The organism is Leisingera sp. McT4-56 (genome assembly GCF_020514995.1).
Taxonomy (GTDB): domain Bacteria; phylum Pseudomonadota; class Alphaproteobacteria; order Rhodobacterales; family Rhodobacteraceae; genus Leisingera; species Leisingera aquaemixtae_A.
In genome coordinates, this window is record NZ_JAJALF010000006.1 from 167,927 (window position 1) to 190,350 (window position 22,424).

Annotated in this window: 19 protein-coding genes and 1 pseudogene; 8 read left to right on the top strand and 12 right to left on the bottom strand. The window is 64.0% G+C overall.

What is annotated here, in order from left to right; genetic code table 11:
- Positions 1–80: 80 nt before the first annotated feature.
- On the bottom strand, positions 81–1,592 hold the full coding sequence (gene gatB / locus LHL23_RS09840) for an Asp-tRNA(Asn)/Glu-tRNA(Gln) amidotransferase subunit GatB (RefSeq protein WP_222481129.1): 1,512 nt from the start codon (positions 1,590–1,592) through the stop codon (positions 81–83).
- A 179-nt stretch (positions 1,593–1,771) separates the two neighbouring features.
- On the bottom strand, positions 1,772–2,506 hold the full coding sequence (locus LHL23_RS09845) for a hypothetical protein (RefSeq protein ID WP_226429716.1): 735 nt from the start codon (positions 2,504–2,506) through the stop codon (positions 1,772–1,774).
- 105 nt (positions 2,507–2,611) lie between these two features.
- On the opposite strand from LHL23_RS09845, the gene LHL23_RS09850 reads away from it, so the two are divergent.
- Both LHL23_RS09850 and LHL23_RS09855 read left to right on the top strand, forming a co-directional pair.
- A complete protein-coding gene (locus tag LHL23_RS09850; protein ID WP_226429717.1) occupies positions 2,612–2,944 on the top strand; it encodes a winged helix-turn-helix transcriptional regulator in 333 nt (110 codons plus the stop codon).
- A gap of 100 nt (positions 2,945–3,044) precedes the next feature.
- Complete coding sequence (locus LHL23_RS09855; RefSeq protein ID WP_226429718.1) at positions 3,045–5,402, top strand: Tex family protein; 2,358 nt, start codon at positions 3,045–3,047, stop codon at positions 5,400–5,402.
- Between the two features lie 42 nt (positions 5,403–5,444).
- Here LHL23_RS09855 and LHL23_RS09860 read toward each other — a convergent pair whose 3' ends face one another.
- The 4 genes from LHL23_RS09860 to lepB all read right to left on the bottom strand — a co-directional run bounded on the left by LHL23_RS09860 (position 5,445) and on the right by lepB (position 10,647).
- Positions 5,445–6,731, bottom strand: coding sequence for a hypothetical protein (locus LHL23_RS09860; protein WP_226429719.1), 1,287 nt, complete (start codon positions 6,729–6,731; stop codon positions 5,445–5,447).
- A 183-nt stretch (positions 6,732–6,914) separates the two neighbouring features.
- On the bottom strand, positions 6,915–7,373 hold the full coding sequence (locus tag LHL23_RS09865; RefSeq protein ID WP_222481139.1) for a hypothetical protein: 459 nt from the start codon (positions 7,371–7,373) through the stop codon (positions 6,915–6,917).
- Positions 7,366–9,918 carry an aminopeptidase N gene (gene pepN / locus LHL23_RS09870; protein WP_226429720.1) on the bottom strand — a complete coding sequence of 851 codons (2,553 nt, stop codon included), beginning with the start codon at positions 9,916–9,918 and terminating at the stop codon, positions 7,366–7,368. The genes LHL23_RS09865 and pepN overlap by 8 nt, the downstream gene beginning before the upstream one ends.
- A gap of 78 nt (positions 9,919–9,996) precedes the next feature.
- Entirely contained in the window at positions 9,997–10,647 is a 651-nt protein-coding gene (gene lepB / locus LHL23_RS09875; RefSeq protein WP_226429721.1) for a signal peptidase I, read from the bottom strand.
- 191 nt (positions 10,648–10,838) lie between these two features.
- Between lepB and LHL23_RS09880 the strand changes: the two genes are divergently transcribed.
- The 3 genes from LHL23_RS09880 to LHL23_RS09890 all read left to right on the top strand — a co-directional run bounded on the left by LHL23_RS09880 (position 10,839) and on the right by LHL23_RS09890 (position 14,406).
- Positions 10,839–12,986 (top strand): malate synthase G, encoded by a 2,148-nt coding sequence (locus tag LHL23_RS09880; RefSeq protein WP_226429722.1) that lies wholly within the window; start codon positions 10,839–10,841, stop codon positions 12,984–12,986.
- Positions 12,987–13,095: 109 nt separating this feature from the next.
- Positions 13,096–13,524: a GlcG/HbpS family heme-binding protein gene (locus LHL23_RS09885; protein WP_226429723.1), complete on the top strand. Its 429-nt coding sequence runs from the start codon at positions 13,096–13,098 to the stop codon at positions 13,522–13,524.
- Positions 13,525–13,626: 102 nt separating this feature from the next.
- On the top strand, positions 13,627–14,406 hold the full coding sequence (locus tag LHL23_RS09890) for a gamma-glutamyl-gamma-aminobutyrate hydrolase family protein (RefSeq protein WP_226429724.1): 780 nt from the start codon (positions 13,627–13,629) through the stop codon (positions 14,404–14,406).
- A 62-nt stretch (positions 14,407–14,468) separates the two neighbouring features.
- On the opposite strand, the gene LHL23_RS09895 is transcribed toward LHL23_RS09890, so the two are convergent.
- Entirely contained in the window at positions 14,469–16,709 is a 2,241-nt protein-coding gene (locus LHL23_RS09895) for a xanthine dehydrogenase family protein molybdopterin-binding subunit (RefSeq protein WP_226429725.1), read from the bottom strand.
- Between the two features lie 3 nt (positions 16,710–16,712).
- On the bottom strand, positions 16,713–17,177 hold the full coding sequence (locus tag LHL23_RS09900; protein WP_226429726.1) for a (2Fe-2S)-binding protein: 465 nt from the start codon (positions 17,175–17,177) through the stop codon (positions 16,713–16,715).
- A gap of 93 nt (positions 17,178–17,270) precedes the next feature.
- Here LHL23_RS09900 and LHL23_RS09905 point away from each other — a divergent pair, with 93 nt between their 5' ends.
- Complete coding sequence (locus tag LHL23_RS09905; protein ID WP_222481152.1) at positions 17,271–17,852, top strand: TetR/AcrR family transcriptional regulator; 582 nt, start codon at positions 17,271–17,273, stop codon at positions 17,850–17,852.
- Between the two features lie 31 nt (positions 17,853–17,883).
- Here the strand turns inward: LHL23_RS09905 and kynA are convergent, their stop codons facing one another.
- From kynA to LHL23_RS09925, 4 genes are all read right to left on the bottom strand, one after another.
- On the bottom strand, positions 17,884–18,717 hold the full coding sequence (gene kynA / locus LHL23_RS09910; RefSeq protein ID WP_226429727.1) for a tryptophan 2,3-dioxygenase: 834 nt from the start codon (positions 18,715–18,717) through the stop codon (positions 17,884–17,886).
- A gap of 148 nt (positions 18,718–18,865) precedes the next feature.
- The gene (kynU, locus tag LHL23_RS09915; protein ID WP_226429728.1) at positions 18,866–20,059 is read right to left on the bottom strand and encodes a kynureninase; all 1,194 of its coding nucleotides are present in this window, start codon (positions 20,057–20,059) and stop codon (positions 18,866–18,868) included.
- An 81-nt stretch (positions 20,060–20,140) separates the two neighbouring features.
- Positions 20,141–20,518, bottom strand: coding sequence for an MmcQ/YjbR family DNA-binding protein (locus LHL23_RS09920; protein WP_226429734.1), 378 nt, complete (start codon positions 20,516–20,518; stop codon positions 20,141–20,143).
- Positions 20,518–21,270 carry an SDR family NAD(P)-dependent oxidoreductase gene (locus LHL23_RS09925; RefSeq protein WP_226429729.1) on the bottom strand — a complete coding sequence of 251 codons (753 nt, stop codon included), beginning with the start codon at positions 21,268–21,270 and terminating at the stop codon, positions 20,518–20,520. The genes LHL23_RS09920 and LHL23_RS09925 overlap by 1 nt, the downstream gene beginning before the upstream one ends.
- 356 nt (positions 21,271–21,626) lie before the next feature.
- Here LHL23_RS09925 and LHL23_RS09930 point away from each other — a divergent pair, with 356 nt between their 5' ends.
- Together LHL23_RS09930 and LHL23_RS09935 are read left to right on the top strand one after the other, a co-directional pair.
- Positions 21,627–22,076 (top strand): methyltransferase family protein, encoded by a 450-nt coding sequence (locus LHL23_RS09930; protein ID WP_226429730.1) that lies wholly within the window; start codon positions 21,627–21,629, stop codon positions 22,074–22,076.
- Positions 22,077–22,214: 138 nt separating this feature from the next.
- A pseudogene (locus tag LHL23_RS09935) lies at positions 22,215–22,424 on the top strand (Re/Si-specific NAD(P)(+) transhydrogenase subunit alpha); the annotation flags it as partial.

Here is a 22,424-nt window from a genome sequence, read left to right on the forward strand (position 1 = left end):
TGCACGCATATCACCCCGCCTTCCGGCACAAAAAAAGGGCGCCGCGAGGGCGCCCTTTAGAAATTCCTGTCCCGCGGGAATCAGCCGCCCAGTTTCTTGGCGACCAGCTCGTTCACCGCCTTGGGGTTGGCCTTGCCGCCGGTGGCTTTCATCACCTGGCCGACAAACCAGCCCGCCAGCTTCGGGTTCACCTTGGCCTTCTCCACCTGCGCCGGGTTGGCGGCGATGATCTCGTCCAAAGCGGTCTCGATGGCGCCAGTATCTGTCACCTGCTTCATGCCGCGTTCTTCGACGATCTGCGCCGGGTCGCCGCCTTCGGTATAGACGATCTCGAACAGGTCCTTGGCGATCTTGCCGGAAATCGCATCCGAGGAAATCAGGTCGATGATACCGCCCAGCTGGGCAGGGGAGACCGGGGATTCGGTGATCGTGTGGTCTTCTTTCTTCAGGCGGCCGAACAGCTCGTTGATGACCCAGTTGGCGGCCAGCTTGCCGCTGCGGCCCTTGGCGGTTTCCTCAAAGAAGGCCGCCGATTCCACATCCGCGGTCAGCACTGAGGCGTCATAGTCGCTGAGGCCGAAGTCATTGATGAAACGCGCCTTTTTCTCGTCCGGAAGCTCCGGCAGGTTGGCGGCGATATCATCGACCCAGGCCTGCTCGATTTCCAGCGGCAGCAGGTCGGGATCGGGGAAATAGCGGTAGTCATGCGCCTCTTCCTTGGAGCGCATGGAACGGGTTTCGCCCTTGTCCGGGTCGTACAGGCGGGTTTCCTGCACCACTTCGCCGCCGCCCTCAAGGATGGCGATCTGGCGGCGCGCCTCCACTTCAATGGCCTGCTGGATGAAGCGCATGGAGTTCATGTTCTTGATTTCGCAGCGGGTGCCGAGGTGGCTGAAGTCCTGGGTTTCCTGGTACTTCTCGTACTGGCCCGGCAGGCAGACCGAGACGTTCACGTCGGCGCGCAGGTTGCCGTTCTGCATGTTGCCGTCGCAGGTGCCCAGGTACTGCATGATCTGGCGCAGCTTGGCGATATAGGCCGCCGCTTCCTCCGGCCCGCGGATGTCGGGGCGGGAGACGATTTCCATCAGGCAGACGCCGGTGCGGTTCAGGTCGACAAAGGACATGTTGGGGTCCATGTCGTGGATCGACTTGCCCGCGTCCTGTTCCATGTGGATGCGTTCGATCCGCACGGTGCGCGCGGTGCCGTCGCCCAGTTCCACCAGCACTTCGCCTTCGCCCACAATGGGATGATAAAGCTGGGAAATCTGGTAGCCCTGCGGCAGGTCGGGGTAGAAATAGTTCTTGCGGTCAAAGGCGGACCACAGGTTGATGTCGGCTTTCAGGCCCAGGCCGGTGCGCACCGCCTGCTCGACGCAGTATTCGTTGATCACCGGCAGCATGCCGGGCATCGCCGCGTCCACGAAAGCCACGTTGGAGTTCGGCTCGGCGCCGAACTTGGTGGAGGCGCCGGAGAACAGCTTGGCATTGGAGCTGACCTGGGCATGCACCTCCATGCCGATGACCAGTTCCCAGTCATGCTTGGCGCCCGCGATCACCTTGGGCTTGGGGAGTTCATATGTCAGGTCGAGCATGGTTTTCCGCCGTATCCGAATGTCCTTGGTTGGCAAGCGTTCTAGGCCAGTGCGGCAGGGGGAGCAAGAGCCGCGAGGGCGGGAAAAAGCGGCCATCGGGCGGAAATCAGGCTGTTATGTTCCGGCGCGGAAGCGGAAGCCGGAAGGCGGCAGCTCAATTCAGCTGCCGCGAGGTGCCTTTAGGCTGTGGCCAGCCGCTGGCTGCTGCGGCGCAGGGCGCCGAGGGAAAACAGCTGGAAGGCAATGAACACCGGCACGAAGTATTCCGGGAACAGGGCCAGCGGATAGGCGTTGATGATATTGGGATTGTCAAAGGACATCAGCTGCAGGGCGCCTGCCGAGGTTGCGATACCAAGGCTGACCGCTACGGCGAAATCCAGCAGGCCGATGTAGCTGGCGCGGCGCACCAGGGCCTCGGCGTTCGCATCGCCGCGGTTCAGGGCACGCATCGCCTGGACCGCCGCGATGCCCGCGAGAATGTCGCCGATGCCCGCGGGCAGTGCGAATTGCCAGGGCAGGTCCCCCATCAGCCAGCCGATCAGAAACACGCCGCCCATCAGCCGGAGGCTTTGAATGCTGATCAGATGCGCGTGGCTGAGCCCGTGCAGGATAGCCCGGCCCGTGACTGTCAGGCGGCCCATGGCCCAGAGAAGCAAGGCCCCGCCGATAAGCGGCATCAGCGCGTAAGGCGGATCGGTGATTTCGAGGGGCGGCATGAGTATGCCGGCTTTGGCCAGGGTTGTGACCAGCGGATACCACAGTCCAAGCAGGGCGGTGGTGACGGCGACACCTGCCGCCGCTTGTCTCGGCGGCAGGCCTGACCTGAGAGCGCCGATGCTGACAAGGCCAATTGCAAAGGCTGGCAGGATGACCGCGAAGGTTTGAACGTAAACAGTGGCGAGAGGTTCGAACATTTGCCTTACTCCTACTGGACTGGCTGCATGTGAGTCCTGTTGTGGTAGTGACTATCAAATATGTAGTAACTTCACATTTGCAAGCTGGGCGCTTAAATTATCCCTATGAGCCAGCAGCCACGCGAAAATTGCCCGGTTCTGCGGGCGTCAAATGTCATGGGGGACCAATGGGTCCTTCTGATCCTGCGGGAGTTTTTTCTGGAAGGGCCGCGCCGGTTCCAGGACCTGCAGGATATCTTGAATATCTCTCCTAACACCCTGTCAGGACGGCTGCGCAGGCTGGAGGAAAACGGCGTGCTGGAGCGGCAGGCCTATTCGCAGAACCCGCCGCGGTGGGAGTACCATCTGACCAAAAGCGGCGAGGCCCTGGCCCCGGTCATGAATGCGATCCGGGCTTGGGGTGAGGCGCATACTCCGGATCTGCCGGAAGGGTCCTGAAATCACTGGCGGGTGGCCGCCGGATACGCATTGAGCTCTTGGCGGCGTGCGCCGGCAGGGCTAGAACTGGCAGCCCGAGCAGAATTTTGAGGAGGCCGCCTTGGACACATCCGCCCGCATCAGCCAGACCATTGCAACGGAAATCGGCGCCGCCGCCAAGCAGGTGAGCGCGGCTGTGGCGCTGCTGGACGAGGGCGCCACGGTGCCGTTTGTCGCGCGCTACCGCAAGGAGGCGACCGGCGGGTTGGACGACACCCAGCTGCGCACCCTGGCGGAGCGGCTGGAATATCTGCGCGAGCTGGAAAAACGGCGGGCGGCGATCCTTGAGTCGATCAAGGGGCAGGACAAGCTGACCGATGATCTGGCGGCCTCGATCGCCAAGGCGGAGACCAAGGCGCAGCTGGAGGATATCTATCTGCCCTACAAGCCCAAGCGGCGCACCAAGGCGATGATCGCCAAGGAAAACGGGCTGGAGCCGCTGACGGATGCCATCCTGGCGGACCGCAGCGCCGATCCGGAGAAACTGGCGGAAGGGTATATTACCGAGGCCGTCGCCACAGTGAAGGACGCGCTGAACGGAGCGCGCGATATCCTGACCGAGCGGCTGACCGAAAACGCCGCCCTGCTAGGCCGGCTGCGGGAGTTCCTGCAACGGGAGGCAGTGCTGACCGCCAAGGTCGTCGAGGGCAAGGAGCAGGAGGGCGCCAAGTTCTCCGACTACTTCGCGCATTCCGAGCGCTGGGCGGATGTGCCCTCGCACCGGGCGCTGGCGATGCTGCGCGGCTCCAACGAGGGCGTGCTGACGCTGGACGTCGGACCGGAGCCGGAAGAGGGCGTGGCACGGGCTGAAGGAATGGTCGCGGCGGAGCTGGGCGCGGGCGGCAATGGCCCAGGCGACAAGTGGCTGCGCAAGGTCGCGGGCTGGACCTGGCGGGTGAAGCTGAGCCTCTCGATGATGCTGGAACTGATGGGCGATCTGCGCGGCCGGGCGCAGGAGGACGCCATCCAGGTTTTTGCCCGCAACCTCAAGGATCTGCTGTTTGCAGCTCCGGCCGGTGCGCGGCCGACCCTCGGGCTGGACCCGGGCATCCGCACCGGCGTCAAGGCGGCAGTGGTTGATGCAACCGGGAAACTCGTGGCGACAGAGACGTTGTACCCGTTCCAGCCAAAGAACGATCTGCGCGGGGCGCAAGTGTCGATTGTGAAACTGATCGCCGAACACGGGGTGGAGCTGATCGCCATCGGCAACGGCACCGCCAGCCGCGAGACCGAACGGATGGTGGCCGAAGTGCTGAAACATCTGCCTGCCAAGATCAAGGCGCCGACCAAGGTGGTGGTGTCTGAGGCCGGCGCCTCGGTCTATTCCGCGTCCGAGCTGGCAGCGCGGGAGTTCCCGGATCTGGATGTGAGCTTGCGCGGGGCGGTGTCGATTGCCCGGCGCCTGCAGGATCCGCTGGCGGAGCTGGTGAAGATCGAACCCAAGAGCATCGGCGTCGGCCAGTACCAGCATGATGTGGACCAGCATAAGCTGTCGAAATCGCTGGAGGCGGTGATCGAGGATGTGGTGAACGCTGTTGGCGTCGACCTCAACATGGCCTCAGCGCCGCTGCTGAGCCATGTCTCGGGCCTCGGCCCCGGCCTGGCAGAGGCGATTGTGGCGCACCGCGACATGAACGGCGCATTCAGCTCGCGCAAGGAACTGCTGAAGGTGGCGCGGCTTGGCCCCAAGGCGTTTGAGCAGTGTGCGGGCTTCCTGCGCATCCGCGACGGCAAGGAGCCGCTGGATGCCTCGTCAGTTCACCCCGAAAGCTATGATGTGGCACGCAAGATCGTGGCTGCCTGCGGCCGCGATATCCGGCAGATCATGGGCGATGGCGCGGCGCTGAAGTCCCTGCGGGCGGAGGATTTTGTCGGCGGGGACGTCGGCCTGCCCACCGTGCGCGACATCTTCCAGGAACTCGAAAAGCCAGGCCGCGATCCGCGTCCGTCCTTCGTGACCGCGTCCTTCAAGGACGGGGTGGAGGAAATCACCGACCTGAAGCCCGGCATGGTGCTGGAGGGCACGGTGACAAACGTTGCGGCCTTTGGCGCGTTCGTCGATATCGGCGTGCATCAGGACGGGCTGGTGCATGTCAGCCAGCTGGCCGACCGGTTCGTGAAGGACCCGCACGAGGTGGTGAAGACGGGCCAAGTGGTCAAGGTCACCGTCACCGAGGTGGACGTGCCGCGCAAGCGGATCGGGCTGACCATGAAAAAGGACGGCGGCGCCTCAGCCAAGGAGGAGCGCAATGCACGCGGGCCCACCAAGGGAACAGGACCGCGCCGCGGTGGCAAGCCGGGCGGGTATCAGGGCGGCGGCAAGGGCAGGGCGTCTGCCGCGCCGAAAGGCGGCCAGAGCCGTGATCAGGGCACTGGCGCGCTGGGCGCTGCCTTGATGGACGCCTTCAAGAAGAAATGAGGAAACGGGGCTTTGGCCCCGTTTTTCAACGATTGCGGGCAGTCACGCGGGGCTGAATTCCAGCCCTCTTTCGGTAAAGGCCACCTTCTGGCCGCCTTCGATCTCCTCGCGGAACTGGCTTGCGATGGCCTGCAGCGCACCGGCATGGCCGCTGGCGGCAAACCGGCTGACGGAGCGGATGCGGGCGCTGTTGTCGAAGCCTTCGGCGGCATGGGCCCAGATCAGCGGGTGCAGCTCTTTCAGGTGGTCCCGGATCAGCCAGGCCGCGGCCTGTGCAATCTTCAGCCGCGGCGCGTCGGCCTGCAGGTCGCGCCCCAGCCCGTTGGGCAGGGCAACGGTGCAATAGGCGGCCAGCAGGTTTATCATCTCCTGCGAGGCATCGGCCTGCACGATATCGCGCAGCCCGTCGAGGAAGAAACGGGTATCGACGCGGGCGCAGGCCTGATCGTCGATGGTGATGGCATCGAAATAGACCCAGGCGTAGCCGCCCGCGCCCCAGGTGGCCTCGGTGCGCGCGGCGGTGCGGCGGGCCTCCAGCTCCAGCGCGGCGTAGGAGCCGGAGCTGCGCGGCAGCATGTAGGTGCCGAGCGCGCGCATGTGGCGGTGGTTGGCCGGGGCCAGATCAATCAGCGCGCTGTAAGCGTCCGCCACCTGCATGGTTGCGGCGCTGCGGCCGGCATAGAGCGCGCATTGCGCGGCTTGCAGGAACGGGCTGTCCTTGCTGGCCTGCGCGATCGGGCCCAGCAGCGCAGCAGCACGGTCGAAATGGGCTGCGCAGCGGCGGCGGGCCGGCTGCTGCGGCGCATCCCCGCCCTCAGCGCCGCGCCAGGCCCAGCCGATGTCGATATGGGCCAGCGCCACCAGGGCAGTCAGATAGGGGTCGCGGCGGTTCTCTGCCCGCAAGGCCTCGAACGCCATCAGGCCGCGGATCAGGGCGCGGCTGCCGGCATCGCCGTTTTCGGCCAGCGCGTGCTCGGTTGCGGTCACCACGTCGGCGCGGGCGCCATAGGCGACGAGATCGGCCAGCGGCAGGCCGCAGCGGGCGGCGGCGCGGCTTTCGTCGGCCTCGCGGATCTGCTGCGACAGCTTCTCCCAAAGCTCCTGGCGGGCCAGGAACTGGCCCCGGTCCTGGGCTTCGATGCAGGCCGGGTCGCCTTCTGCGCTGCAGACCGGGATCGACAGGCTGTCTTCCAGGCGGCGGGGCAGAAGCTGTTCGGCAGGGGCCGGAGAAGGGGCGGGGGCCTGGCGTGCGGCTGGCCGGGACCGGCTGGAAACAAGACCTGAAATCCGGGTCAGAAGATCCCGTGCCTGTCGAGACTGTGTGAGCATTTGTGCTTCCTGATGAGTGGCAGCTTATCGTTGTTCACAGTCTCGTCAGGCAATGGGGCGCAAAGATGGCGGCAGTGGGGAAGTTCATGCGCGGCGGCGGATATTTGCGCAGTTTCGCAGACAATCCGAAATGGATTTGCCGGGCTTTTAACGAAGGGCGCCAGAATGCCGTGAAGAAGGGTGTCAAAATGCCGTGAAATGGTGGCGTTCGGTGCGGATTCCGCGCCGCTGAAACTCCGCATCTATTTCCTGGTGCGGCGGCGTGGCCTCTTGCGGCAGGCGGATGCGTTTGCCGCTCTTCAGGATCAGTGTGGCGCGGACCGAGAAATCCCAGCGGGTGTCAAAGCGTACCCTGTCTATCTCGCCAAGCTCTGCCGCGCCATTCAGCCCGCCGCTGAACCATTCGATCCGGCTGGCGGAAATTCTGAGGCCCGACAAGGGGTTGCGGATCAGGTCCAAAAGCGCCGGGATCACCGGCAGGGTCAGCAGGATTACCAGCCACAGGGCCGCATCCAGCACCCGCCACAGCACCAGAAGCGCCAGCAGCCAGCCGCATGTCGCCAGAATGGCCGCGGGGGAGCGGCCCCGGCGGGAAAAGCTGTAGTCCTCCGCCGGGGGGCATGTTTCAGGCGTTTCAGGCATCCAGGATCCGGGTCACCATTTCATTGGTGTCGCGGCTGAGGCCCTCTGTCCCGGCAATCCGGCTGAGCTGGGCGCGGATCAGCGACTGGCGGCCCGCGTCATAGCGCTTCCAGGTCTGGAAGGCGGCGCACATGCGGGCGGTGGTCTGCGGATTCAGGCTGTCCAGTGCTATCAGGTTTTCGGCCAGAAGCTGATAGCCCTCGCCGCTGGCATGGTGGAAGCCCGCGTGATTGCCCGCCAGCGCGCCGAAGACCGCGCGGAAGCGGTTGGGGTTCTTCATGTCGAACAGAGGGTGTTTGGTAAGAGCGGCGGCGGTTGCAGCCGTCTTCTCCGGTGCGGCGCAGGCGATTTGCAGGGCAAACCACTTGTCCATCACCAGCCGGTCGTCCTGCCACTGATCGAAGAACGCCTGGCTTTGCACCTCGCCTTTCTCGGCCTTCATCAGGGCGCCAAGAGCGGCATACTGCTGGGTCATGTTGTCGGCAGAGGCATACTGGCGCGCGGCCTGTTCGCCGCCGTCCAGCCGGGTCAGCAAAGACAGGATACGGCCGTTGAGAGCGCGTTTGCCGGCGCTTTCGGCATCCGGGGCATAGGGGCCTTCGACCGTGGTTGCGGCATACAGCCGGGGCAGGCTGGTTTCCAGCTGCTGCGCCAGGGTCTGGGTAAAGGTCTCAGCGGCGTCGTAGATTTTCTGCGGATCGGGGGTATAGCCGCGCTCATGCAGGGTCTGGGCGATGTCGGCCTGGCTGGGCGGCGACAGCACCAGGGCGCGGAAGGCCGGATCCTGTTCGTCGTCGCGCACCAGTTTTTCCAGCGCGTCCAGATAGGCCGCATCGGGTGCGGCCCCGTCCAGCACCATGGCGACGCGGGTTTCCTTGGCCAGCGCATTGCCGGCTTCCCAGCGGTTGAACGGGTCGGTGTCGTGGGCCAGCAAAAAGGCGCGCTCGGCGTTGGTGGTCTCGCGCTCCAGGATCACCGGGGCGGAGAACTCGCGCAGGATGGAAGGAACCGGCTTGGAGGCGAGGCCGTCGAAGGTGAAGCTCTGCTTGGCGTCGGTCAGTTCCAGCACTTGCGTGCCGCGCACTTCGTCGCCGTTGGGGGACAACAGGCCCACCGCCATCGGAATGACCCGTGGCGCCTTGTCGGGCTGGCCCGGCGTCGGCGGCGTCGATTGCTCAAACGTCAAGGTATAGGTGCCGTCGGCGTAATCTTCCGAGACCTTGACCCGCGGGGTGCCCGCCTGGCTGTACCACAGCTTGAACTGGCTGAGGTCGCGCCCGGTGGCATCCTCGAACACTTTCAGCCAGTCCTCGATGGTGCAGGCCTGGCCGTCGTGGCGCTCGAAATAGAGTTGCAGCGCCTTGTAGTAGTTGTCATCGCCCACCAGCCGCTTGAGCATGCCGATGACCTCGGCCCCCTTTTCATAGACGGTGGCGGTGTAGAAGTTGTTGATTTCCTGGAAGGCTTCGGGCCGCGGCGGATGGGCGAGGGGGCCGTTGTCCTCCGGGAACTGGCGGGCGCGCAGCGTAATCACATCGTCGATCCGCTTCACCGGCTCCGAGCGCATGTCGGCGGTGAACTGGGCGTCGCGAAAGACCGTCAGCCCTTCCTTCAGGCACAGCTGGAACCAGTCGCGGCAGGTGATGCGGTTGCCGGTCCAGTTGTGGAAATACTCATGCGCGATGATCGCCTCGATGCGTTCGAAATTGGCATCCGTGGAGGTTTCGGGCGAGGCCAGAACGCAGGAGGAGTTGAAGATGTTCAGCCCCTTGTTCTCCATCGCGCCCATGTTGAAGTCGTCCACGGCGACGATGTTGAACAGTTCCAGGTCGTATTCGAGGCCGTAAACGTCCTCGTCCCATTTCATCGACTTCTTCAGCGTCTCCATGCCAAAGGCGCATTTGCCCTCATCACCCGGACGGACCCAGATGTTCAGCTCAACCTCCTTACCGGATTTGGTGGTGAAGGAACCGGGGTGGTTCACCAGGTCGCCCGCCACCAGCGCAAACAGATAGGCCGGTTTCGGCCAGGGATCATGCCATTCGGCCCAGCCTTCGCCCTGGCCCATCGGGTTGCCGTTTGACAGCATCACCGGCTCGTCGCCCTCGATCCGCACGGTGAAGGTGGACATCACGTCGGGACGGTCGGGGTAATAGGTGATCTTGCGGAAGCCCTCGGCCTCGCACTGGGTGCAATACATGCGGTTGGACATATAGAGCCCCTCCAGCGCGGTATTGCCGGCCGGGTTGATCTCCACCTCGGCTTCCCAGGTGAATGGGGCGCTGGGCACCTCGCACTTGAGACCGCCGTCGGCCAGCTCCGGTGTCACTTCCTGGCCGTCGAGTTTGGCGGAAATCAGTTTCAGCTCTTCGCCGTGCAGGAAGAACGTCTTGTCCGCCGCGTCCGGCTTGGGGGCAAAGCGGATCTTGCTCAGGACGCGGGTGGTTTCCGGTGCCAGGCGGAAGGTCAGGTGAACGCTTTCGACGTCATATCCGAAGGGCGTGTAGTCTTTCAGGTAGAAGGTCTGGGGCGTATCTTTGGCCATTCTCGTTCTCCTCTGCACTGCTTCTTTTCAGGTGTAGAGGATAGGGGCGGGACTGCAAGCGCTGTTGATGCAGTAATTCTAACGATCATCAAAGATGCCAGTCACGTTTTCGACTGGGACAAATCCGATTCCACCATCGCTTTTCGGGACGCGGCTGTCATTCGCGTGGTCCCTGTGGTCTCCCAGTACAAAGAGATGGCCTGGAGGGACAGTGTATGTACGGGTGTTGTCCAAGTTCCCATAGCCGAGATCTAGTACCTCGTAAGAGCGGCCGTTTGGCAACGTTTCTACATAGCGGCCTACCGGACATTTCCCCCCTTTAATAAGGGATGCGTCCTCGCAACGATGGTTTGGATTGGCTTGGATGTCGCGTATTAGTGGCACCGTCGGCACTTGGGGCAGCTCGCGGCCGTTCAAGATAACTTTCCCGGCGGTAATTCGGACTGTGTTGCCTTCTGTGGCGACAACCCGGAATACCCCTGAAGTGTTCGCTTTAGTCGGGTGTTTGAAGACGATTACATCGCCGGGTGCAGGTGGTTCCTTGACAGGATCGATAAAGCGCGACACGGCACAAACGCCACTGTCCAGAGTTGGAGCCATTGCTTCGCCCGTTATCCTCCACATGTGGTGATTGCCAAAGAGACAAAGCGCGCAGATGCATTCGTTTGCGGCAGCTTTTATGGGTAATAGCTGCAGTACAGCTAGGAGTATTGGGAGTTTTAGTTTCATCACAATGGAGGGCTTTCAAATCTGGTTTCGGAAAATTCCGTGATTGTATCCAATTGGTACCTTTGAGGGACTTTCTTGAAAATCAAGAAATTGAGTTCGGTTTCACCGATGGGGTGTTTTGTTGCTGACTGGAAACTTCTGCCCTAGTTAGATGTCAGCATACAGTGGTGTACCGCCGGAAGGAGCAAGTCATGAGCCGGGTCGAGAAACAGGGAATTCAGGTGGCGCCGGAGCTGGCGGAGTTCATCGAGAAACAGGCGCTGCCGGGCACCGGAATCGAGGCCGAGGCGTTCTGGAAAGGCCTGGCGGAGCTGGTGAACAGCTTCGGCCCGGAAAACCGCGCGCTGCTGGCGAAACGCGAGGAAATCCAGGCCAGGATCGACGCCTGGCATATCGCCAACCGGGACAAGCCGCATGATCACGAGGCCTACAAGGCGTTTCTGGCCGACATCGGCTACCTGCTGCCGGAGGGCGGCGATTTCGAGATCGAAACGCAGAACGTGGACCCTGAGATTGCCAAGGTTCCGGGGCCGCAGCTGGTGGTTCCGATCACCAATGCCCGCTATGCGCTGAACGCGGCCAATGCGCGCTGGGGCAGCCTGTATGACGGGTTCTACGGCACCGATGCGATGGGAACCCCGGCGCCCAAGGGCGGCTATGACAAGGGCCGCGGCGCGCGGGTTGTGGCGCGGGCGCGGGTGTTCCTGGATGAGGCGTTCCCGATCAATGGCGCCAGCCACGCGGACGTGCGCCGCTATCACGTGCAGGACGGCCAGCTGCTGATCGACGACCTGCCGCTGGCGCAGCCGGAGAAATTCGCAGGCTACCGCGGCAACCCCAAGGCGCCGGAATCCGTGCTGCTGCGCAACAACGGGCTGCATGTGGAACTGGTGTTCGACCGCGCCCATGCTATCGGCGCCCGCGACCAGGCGGGGCTGGCCGATGTGCGGCTGGAAAGCGCGATGTCGGCGATCATGGACTGCGAGGATTCGGTCGCCTGCGTCGATGCCGAGGACAAGGTACAGGCCTATTCCAACTGGCTGGGCCTGATGAAGGGCGATCTGGAGGCAGAGCTGGAGAAGGGCGGCAAGACCATCACCCGCCGCCTGAACCCGGACTTCGGCTATACCGCGCCGGACGGCTCGGCCATGTCCGTCAAGGGCCGCGCCCTGTTGTGGGTGCGCAATGTCGGCCACCTGATGACCAATCCGGCAGTACTGGATAAGGACGGAAACGAGGCATACGAGGGCCTGCTGGATGCGCTGATCACCGTGATGATCGCCAAGCACGACCTGAAGCGCGAGGGCGGCAACTCTGCCCACGGCTCTGTCTACGTGGTGAAGCCCAAGATGCACGGGCCGGAAGAGGTCGCCTTTACCGACCGGATCTTCGACAAGGTCGAGGACATCCTGGGCCTGCCGCGCCACACCGTGAAGATCGGCATCATGGATGAGGAGCGCCGCACCTCAGTGAACCTCAAGGAATGCATCCGCGCCGCCAAGCACCGGGTCGCCTTTATCAACACAGGTTTCTTGGACCGCACCGGCGACGAGATCCACACCTCGATGGAGGCCGGGCCGTTCTCCCGCAAGGACTTCATCAAGCGCAAGGGCTGGATTGGCGCCTATGAGAACCTGAACGTCGACATCGGCCTGGAATGCGGCCTCAGCGGCAAGGCGCAGATCGGCAAGGGCATGTGGGCAATGCCGGACATGATGGCGGCGATGCTGGAGCAGAAGATCGAGCATCCGAAATCCGGCGCCAACTGCGCCTGGGTGCCGAGCCCGACCGCTGCGACCCTGCACGCGCTGCATTACCACAAGGTGGATGTGCTGGCGGTGCAGGCCAAGCTGAAAGAGGGCGGCCGCCGCGCTCATGTGGATGGCATCCTGGAAATCCCGCTGGCGACCTACCGCAAGTGGACCTCGCGCCAGATTGCCCGCGAAGTGGACAACAACGCGCAAGGCATCCTCGGCTATGTGGTGCGCTGGATCGATCAGGGCGTCGGCTGCTCCAAGGTGCCGGACATCAACGACGTCGGCCTGATGGAGGACCGCGCCACCTGCCGGATTTCGGCGCAGCACATCGCCAATTGGCTGCACCATGGCGTCGTCTCGGAAGAGGAGGTGATGGGCTCTTTGCGCAAGATGGCCAAAGTGGTGGATGAGCAGAACCGCGGCGACAACACCTACCGCGCGATGGCGCCGGGCTATGACACCATCGCCTTCAAGGCGGCCTGCGACCTGGTGTTCAAGGGGCGGGTGCAGCCCTCCGGCTACACCGAGCCGGTGCTGCATGCCCGCCGGCTGGAGCTGAAGGCCCAGGAAGCCGCCAGCTGACCGCGGCAAACTGACCGGATGAAACAGTTTCCCCGCAAACAGGGGTAGTCAAAGGGGGCCTTTTGGCCTCCTTTTCTGTTCCGTAACGTCAGGAGAGGAGGCTGAACCCATGGCTGCGATTTCACTGGAACAGGCGCGCACCATTATCCGCGTGGCGCTGGAGAAAGGGCGGGAGCTGAACCTGAAGCCGCTGTCCGCAGTAGTGCTGGATGCCGGCGGCCATGTGCAGGCGTTTGAGCGCGAAGACGGCGCCGCGCCGGGCCGGTTTGCGATTGCCCACGGCAAGGCCTACGGCTCGGTGATGCTGGGCATGGCTGGCAGCGCCCAGATGGCGCGGGCAGAGGCGCAGGCCTATTTCATGGCCGCAGTGAACGGCGTTTACGGCGGCCAGGTGGTGCCGGTGCCGGGCGGCGTGCTGGTGCGCGGCGCGGACGGCGCGGTGATCGGCGCGGTTGGCGTGACCGGCGACACCTCGGACAACGACGCCATTGCGGCTGTGGCGGGCATCGAAGCCGCGGGCCTCAAGGGCGAAATCTGAGCCTCAAGTGCGTGCGTGAACAGAGCGTTGCGCCATCACTGCGGTTGAACCCGTGCCCTGGCAGGGCTAGATTTTCTGCCAGGAAACGGAGACATGCGGAATATGGCACGACCCAAGGTTGGCATTATCGGCAATTCTTATCTGCTGAACGATCAGTACCCCGTGCATGCGGGCGGGACGATGAATTCCGAGGCGATTGCCGAGGTGGCGGGCTGCATGCCGCTGATGATCCCTTCGGACCCGCGGTTCGTGACTGTCGAGGAGCTGCTGAATACCTTCGACGGCTTCCTGCTGACCGGCGGGCGGCCCAATGTGCATCCCAATGAGTACGGCGAGGCCGAGACCGATGCACATGGCGCCTTTGACCGGGCGCGTGATGCGATCACCCTGCCGCTGATCCGCGCCTGCGTCGAGCGCGGCCAGCCGTTCCTGGGTATCTGCCGCGGCTTTCAGGAGGTGAACGTGGCAATGGGCGGAACCCTGCACCCGGAAATCCGCGACCTGCCGGGGCGGATGAACCACCGGATGCCGCCGGACGGCACGCTGGAGGAAAAATTCGCCCTGCGCCACACGGTCAAGTTCAACTCCGGCGGGGTGTTCCACCGCCTGTTCGGCGCTGAGGAAGTGATGACCAACACGCTGCACGGCCAGGGCATCAAGCGCCCGGGTGCGCGGGTTGTCATTGACGGCCACGCGCCGGATGGCACGCCGGAAGCGGTCTATATCAAGGATGCGCCGGGCTTTACCCTGTCGGTGCAATGGCACCCGGAGTGGGAGGCGGCAGCGGACCCGGTGTCCCGCCCGCTGTTTGAGGCTTTCGGGGCGGCGGTGCGGAGATGGGCGGACGCCGGGGCGCAGACCGGTCTGCAAAAATCTGCATAGAAGATTTTCGCGGCACCTGAGGAGGGAGGCGGCCCGCCTGGCGGGGCAGGCCGTATTTTGGTTCAGATCAGCAGATCAAAGTCATGCATCAGCGGCAGCCGCCGGGCGCGTTTGCCGGTGAGGTCGAACAGAGCGTTGGCCAGCGCCGGGGCCGCGGGCGGGGTGCCGGGCTCGCCTGCGCCGCTGATATGCGATTGCTCTTCCAGAATACGGACCTCCACCTCGGGCATCGTGTGCATGCGGATGGCGTCGTAATCGGGGAAGTTCCCTTGCTCCGCCGCCCCTTCGGCAAAGGTGATCTCGCCGAACATCGCTGCTGACAGCCCATAGGCCATGCCGCCGAACATCTGTGCTTCCAGGTTCCGCGGATCCAGCGCAACGCCCAGGTCGGCGGCGATCCAGGCCTTCCTGAGGCGGATCAGCCCGTCTTCCTCTGCCACCTCGATCACCTGCGCCACCGGGGTGCCGAAGCTGTAGGTCATGGCAACGCCCCGGCCCACGCCGTCAGCCGTCTTGCCGGTCCAGCCGGACATCTCCTTGACCGCTTCCAGAACCTTGGCCGCGGGCGCCCATTCCCGGCGGGTGAGGGCCAGGCGGAATTCCAGCGGGTCGGCACCGGCCGCATGGGCCATCTCGTCCATGAAGCTTTCCATAAAGAAGCCGTTGAAGGACGCCCCGACAGACCGCCAGGCGCCGATCGGGACCTGCAGCTCCGCGGCGTGGCCGCGGATGCGGTAGTTGGGGATGCCGTAGGGCTGGTTGAAGGCGCCGTCGACAAGTGTTGTGTCTGGGCCTGCGGGAGTCATACCGAACCAGCGGCTCATCAGCTGCGGGGTCAGCGCCTGGCTGGCGATCTGTCCATCCAGCAGAACCGCGCTGCCGTCCTTCACCGCGCCCCGCATCCGGGCCATGGCGCCGGGGCGGTAGAAGTCATGGGTCATGTCCTCTTCCCGGCTCCAGGTGAGCTGCACCGGAGTGCCCCGCATCTGCCGCGCCAGCTTGGCGGCATAGACCGAGAAGTCCAACTCGCCGCGCCGCCCGAAGCCGCCGCCCATCATCGGGGTGTTCACCTCGACCTTTTCGGGGTCGATCCCCAACGCATCGGCGCAGTGGTTGCGGGTGAGAAGCGGCCCCTGATTGCCGCTCCAGAGCTGCAGTTTGCTGCCGTCGTAGAGCGCGGTGGCGTTCAGTGGCTCCATCGTCGCGTGGGCAAGGAAGGGCACCTCGTATTCGGCGGAGACTTCCTGCGCCCCTTGGGGAAGTGCAGAGACATCGCCATCGTCGCGCAGGGTGGAGTTCGGCTCAGCGTCAAAGGCAGCGCGGATGGCGTCCTGGATTTCCGCTTGCGTGCCCGGAATGGGGGCAGGCCCCCAGTCTGCGGCGACCGCCTCGGCGGCCTGGATGGCGAGCCATGTGTTGTTTGCAACCACTGCAAAGGCGTTGCCCAGGTCCACCACTTGTTCGACGCCCGGCATCTGCAGCGCTTCGCTGGCATCAAAGCCGTTCATGGCGCCGCCAAGGTGGGGGTTCGCCTTGAGGGCCGCAAACTTCATCCCCGGCAGGCGGACGTCGATGCCGAATTTTGCGGTGCCGGTGGCCTTGCCGGGCATGTCCACACGCGGCTGCGCCTTGCCCAGCAGCTTCCATTCGCTGCGGTGGCGCAGCTGGGCCTCGACCGGTTCCAGCCCGGCGGCCTCAGCAGCCAGCTCGGTATAGGCAATCTCGATGTTGCCGGGAGCAATCACCTTGCCGTCCCTGGTGGACAGCTGGCTGCTGGCAATGCCCAGCCTGTCGGCCGCGGCAAGCTTCAGCGTTTCCCGGGCAGAGGCGCCCGCGGCCCGCATCCGCTCATACCCGTCCTTCATCGAGGAGGAGCCGCCCGTCACCTGCATGTCCATCAGCTTGCCCGCATGGCCAAGCGCCTCGCCCAGCGAATGCAAAAACCGCGATTTGTCGTAGCCTTTGGAGGGAATCACCTCTCCCAGCAGGGCCGCGTTGTAATAGGCGGTGGCGGCCGGGCCGTGGATGACCTCAACCTGGGCCAAAGTCACGTCCAGCTCTTCGGCAATCAAGGCGGCCCAGGTGGTGTGCACGCCCTGGCCCATCTCGGCGCGCGGGGCGATCAGGGTGATCTTTTCGCCAGAGATCATCACAAACGGGTTGAAGGCGGCTTCGCCTTCCGCCGGCTTCAGCGGGTTCGGGGCAGGGCGGCTGACGTAATAGGCGCCGAAGGCAACGCCGCCGACAATGGCGGCAGAGCCGATCAGGAAGCTGCGGCGGGCGATTTTCTTGAAACTGGCCATCGGTTACGCCTCCTGCATCTTCTGGGCGGCGGAATGGATGGCCGCGCGGATGCGCGGGTAGGTGCCGCAGCGGCACAGGTTGCCCTGCATCGCCTCGTCAATCTCCGCGTCCGAGGGTGCCGGGTTCGCCGCCAGCAGGCTCGCCGCCTGCATGATCTGGCCGGACTGGCAATAGCCGCATTGGGCCACCTGATGCTCCACCCAGGCCTGCTGGATCGCCGCCATCGCGTCCGGCGTGCCGAGCCCCTCGATCGTGGTCACTTCGCCCCAAACGTCGGACAGCGCCACCTGGCAGGAGCGCACCGCCTCGCCGTCGATATGGACGGTGCAGGCGCCGCAGGCGGCCACGCCGCAGCCGAACTTGGTGCCGGTGAGGCCAACCTCATCCCGCAAAACCCAGAGGAGGGGCACATCATCAGGCAGATTGACCTGATGGGTTTTTCCATTGACGCGCAGGTCTGTTGGCATGGCGGGGCTCCCTTGCTGTGCTGCTGACAAAAATAACGAGTTTTGTCAGGGTGTCAATTGACATTTTTTACAAACAATGTCAGAAGCGGAAATATGAACATGGCAGGCATTGATCCGAAACAGCAGGCAATCCTTGAGGCCGCCTGGATGGCGTTCTCAACTTACGGATTCCGCAAGACCTCGATGGATGACATCGCCAAGGGCGCGGGCATGTCGCGGCCTGCGCTGTATCTGCATTTCAAGAACAAGGAAGCGATCTTCCGGGCGCTGGTTGCCGCCTATTACGGCGCAGCGGCTGCCGGGGTGCGGGCGGCGCTGGCGGAACCGGGGCCGCTGCCGGAGCGGCTGCTGGCGGCCTTCCAGGGCCAGGCCGGGGAGGGCGTGCAAATGATGATGTCCTCGCCGCACGGGATGGAGCTGTTCGAGATCACCAAAAGCGTAGCGGGCGAAGTGATCGCCGAGGGCGAGGCCGCCCTGAGCGGGATCTACGCGGAGTGGCTGCAGCAGCAGGCTGCGGCCGGGCGGGCGGTGCTGAGCGGCGATGCCGCGGTGATTGCGCGGACCCTCTGTGCCTCATTGAAGGGGATCAAGCAGACTGCCGCAGATTACGAGGCTTACCAGGACGGGGTGCGCCAGCTGGCTGCCCTGGCCGGGGCAGGGCTGACGCCGCGGTGATGCGGGCCGGAAAACCCAGCCCGCAAGTGTTTCAGAGCTCGGTGCGCAGGTGCCACAGCTCTGGGAACAGTTCCACTTCCAGCATCCGTTTCAGATAGCTGACGCCGCCGGTGCCGCCGGTGCCGCGCTTGAAGCCGATCACCCGCTCCACCGTGGTCACATGATTGAAGCGCCAGCGGCGGAAATAGTCCTCGAAATCCACCAGCTTTTCCGCCAGCTCATACAGTTCCCAGTGGGCCTCGGTGTCGCGGTAGACCTCGGTCCAGGCGGCCTGCACCGCCTCATGCGGCTGATAGGCTTCAGAGACGTCCCGGTTCAGCACTTCTTCCGGCAAAGCAAAGCTCTGTGCCAGCGCCTTCAGCGCCACATCATAAAGCGACGGCTGCGCCAGTTCCGCCTCCAGCAGCGCCAGAATGTCCGGACGGTGCGAGTGCGGCCGCAGCATCGCCTTGTTGCGGTTGCCCAGCATGAATTCGATTTGCCGGTACTGGTGCGACTGGAAGCCGGAGCTTTGGCCCAGCTCATCGCGGAAGGCGGTGTAGTCCGAGGGCGTCATGGTGCGCAGAACGTCCCAGGCGGAATTCAGCTGCTCAAAGATGCGCGCCACCCGCGCCAACATCTTGAACGCCTGCCGCGCCTGGCCGCCAAGTAGCCTTTCGCGGGCGGCGCTCAACTCGTGAATGGCCAGCCGCATCCACAGTTCAGAGGTCTGGTGCTGAATGATGAACAGCATCTCGTCATGGGTATTGGTCCATGTCTTCTGCGCGTTCAGCAGCATGTCGAGCGACAGGTAATCGCCATAGGACATGCGCCCGTCAAAGGACATCTGGGCGCCGTCGTCGGCGGGATCGTAGGGGTGTGTCATCACATCATTCCTTTTCCTAAATTCAGTATATGTCAGGGAAAGGAATGCGTCCTCCGGTTCAGGGTGCCGCATTGGGCCAGGCGGCGCCACAGCGCGACCCAGCCCGCCGGCCGGCAAAGCGGCAGATGGTATGAGCGGGTGCGGCGCATCAGGTGACCGCGTGGCGGACCATGTATTCCGGCAGGTCCCAAAGGGCATTGGTCATCACATCGGTGATGATCTCTGCCGCCGCGCGCACGTCGCCCTCGTCGATATACAGCGGGGTAAAGCCGAAGCGCATGATGTCGGGCGCGCGGAAGTCGCCGATCACACCGCGGGCAATCAGCGCCTGCATCGCGGCATAGCCTTCGTCGAATTTGAACGACACCTGGCTGCCGCGGAACGCCGGGTCGCGGGGCGAGGCGAGTTCCAGCTGCGGGCAATTCGCTTCCACCTCGGCGATAAACAGATCGCAGAGCGCGATGGACTTTGCGCGCACGGTGTCCATATCCGCCATGTCCCAGATATCCATCGCCGCCTCCAGCGCGGTCAGCTGCAGGATCGGCGGGGTGCCGACGCGCATCCGGTCGATGCCCTGGCCCGGGCGGTAGTCGAGATCAAAGGCGAAGGGTGCCTCATGCCCCAGCCAGCCGGACAGGGCCGGGCGGGCGGTCTCCGCGTGGCGCGGCGAGACATAGATGAAGGCCGGCGCGCCGGGGCCGCCATTCAGGTACTTGTAGGTGCAGCCAACAGCGAAATCGGCCTTGCACCCGGCCAGATCCACTGGAATGGCGCCCGCTGAATGGGCCAGGTCCCAGACCGTCAGCACGCCATGGGCGTGGGCCTTTTCGGTCAGCGCCTTCATGTCGTGCTTGCGGCCGGTGCGGTAGTCCACCTCGGTGATCATCAGCACCGCGATCTCATCGGTGATGGCGTCCGCCACTGCCTCCGGGTCCACGACGCGCAACTCATAGTCCGGCCCCAGCGATTTCAGCAGCCCGCTGGCCATGTACAGGTCAGTGGGGAAATTGCCGTTGTCCGACAGCACCACTTTGCGGCCCGGGTTCAGCTCCAGCGCCGAGGCAACCGCCTGGTAGACCTTGATCGACAGCGTGTCGCCCATCACCACATGGCCCGGCTCCGCCCCGATCAGCCGCCCGATCCGGTCTCCCAGCGCCTTGGGCTTGTCCATCCAGCCGGCCTTGTTCCAGCCGGTGATCAGCATTTGCCCCCATTCGTCCTGCATCATCGACCCGACACGTTCGCTGGCGGCGCGGGGCAGGGGGCCCAGCGAGTTGCCGTCCAGATAGATCACGCCTTCGGGCAGGTCGAACATCGCCTTGGTTGCGGCAAAATCGGTCATGGGGGGCCTCACGTCGATTGGATATTTCAAGCTTAAAGCTTTTAGCGTTTGCTACCGCATCCGGGCCGCTCTGTCCAGTGCCTAGCCGCTGGCTGGCCGGGGATCCGGTATCCCGAACTCGGCGCGCTTCTTCTTCGAAAGCTTCGCAGTGACCATCTGATAGGACAGGGTGATCTGTTCTTTCAGCTCCGCATCCGTCAGGCCGTCGACATCAAACTGCTGCAGCCATTTCATGCCCCGCGAGGCCAGATAAGGCGCCGGGCGGACCCCTGGGCGCTCTTGCAGAACCTCATAGGCAATCTCGCCTGCCTTAAAAGTGAAGGCGTCCCTGCCATCGGCCCAGCCGCAGACGGCAAACAGCTTGCCGCCCGCCTTCCAAACGTCAGAATTGCCCCACTGCACCACATGCTCCGCCGCCGGGAAAGTGGCGCAGAATGCGTTGAACCCCTCCCGGTCCATCACATCTGCCCGCCCGAGATTTCGATGCACTGGCCGTTCACCGACCCGGACCCCGGACCGCAGAGCCACAGGGCAGCCGCGGCCACTTCCTCCGGTTCGATCAGACGCTTGTGCCGGTTGGCGTTGACCATCACGTCCAGTGCCTCCACCGCACTCATCCCCGAACGCTGCGAGATCGAAGTGATATTGCGTTCCACAATCGGCGTGTCCACGTATCCGGGGCACAGCGCGTTGAAAGTGAACGGCGTGCCCAGGTAATCCTCGCTCAGCGCCCGCGTGAGCCCGATCAGCCCGTGTTTGGTGGCCGAATAACAGGCCGCGCCCTTCAGTCCGCGCAGGCCCGCGACAGAGGAGACGGTGATCACCCGCCCCCAGTCGGTCTGCCGCATCGATTTGAAGCTTTCGCGGATGGTCAGAAACGCGCCGTCCAGATTGGTTGCCATCATGTTGCGCCAGAAGTCCATCGAGGTCTTGTGCAGCGCCGCACCCTCGGCAACACCGGCATTGGCGACGCAGATCTGGACCGGGCCGCGCGCCGCCACCGCCTCGGCGATCCTGGTCTGAACGTCCTCCTCGCTGCGCACATCCATTGCCAGCGGGTGCAGGCCATCTGTGGCCGCTTCTTCCAGCACTTCCTGCCTGCGGCCGGTGATGGTGACCTGCGCCCCTGCCGCTGCCAATCCCTGGGCGATCGCCAGACCGATCCCCGTGCCGCCGCCAGTCACCAGCGCGTGTTTGCCTTGCAATGCCATGTTGTCCGGCCTCCCTGTTTTGCGCCTTAGCCTATCCGGGCTCAGCCGTGTGGCAACCCCGCCGTGCCGTCACGGCACCGCCATGGTGCGGGAATGCGCGTTTCAGTGGCAGGCGCCCGGCGCGGCACCGGGCCGGCCGGCCGTTCAGTACACAAAGAAATACATAGGCATCCGGACGAAACTATGCAGGATCATGCCGCAAGCGGGAACGGATTCGCCGTTTTCGCGGCATGTGGGGCAAATTGTCCTTTTCTTTCAATCCCGGCCGAACAGGTCTGGACGAGCAGGCCGGATAAGGGAAGGTTGCCCGCGATGCGTGTTGTTTCGGACAGAATACTGCAAGGGGGCAGGGCGTGATGCGGTGGCTGGATGTGCCGCCCCTCTGGCTGGCCGGATTTGTTGCGGCCGCCTGGCTGCAAGCGGCGCATTTTGCCTTCGGGCTATCCTTTGGCGGGGCCTGGGCGGAGTTTCTGGCGGGCATTCTGGTGGGCGGCGGCATTCTTCTGGCATTGCTCGCGATCACCGAGATGCGGCGGCAGCAAACCACGGTCATCCCGCATCAGACACCCAGCCGCCTGGTGCAATCCGGGATCTTCAGCCGAACCCGCAATCCGATCTACCTGGGCGATGTGCTGATACTTGCTGGTTTTGTCCTGTGGTTTGATGCGGTGCTGTCACTGCCGCTGATCCCAGTGTTCCTGTGGGTTCTGGAGAAGCGGTTTGTCATACCCGAAGAAGACCGGATGCGGCGGACCTTCCGGGCGGACTGGGCGCGCTATGAACAGAAGGTGCGCCGCTGGATATGACGTTGGCGCGGCATTGCAGCGTGACTTTGCGGCAACGCAGCAAAATCCTTGCGCAATAATCTTGCGCATAGTAGATGAAATCATTGTGATCCGTACCCAGAGGATGCTGGCACGGGCAGGACGAGGGGGACCGACAAGGTGAAAATAGGGACACCAAAAGAAACATTCCCAGGTGAAAACCGTGTAGCGATGACGCCGGAGTCTGCGGCGCAGCTGCAGAAGCTGGGCTACACTTGCGCGATCGAGACTGGGGCGGGGGCTGCGGCGGGGTTTTCCGATGCGGCTTATGAGGCCGCGGGGGTGGAGATCATCAAGACCCCGGCGGCGCTGTGGAAGGCCTGCGACATC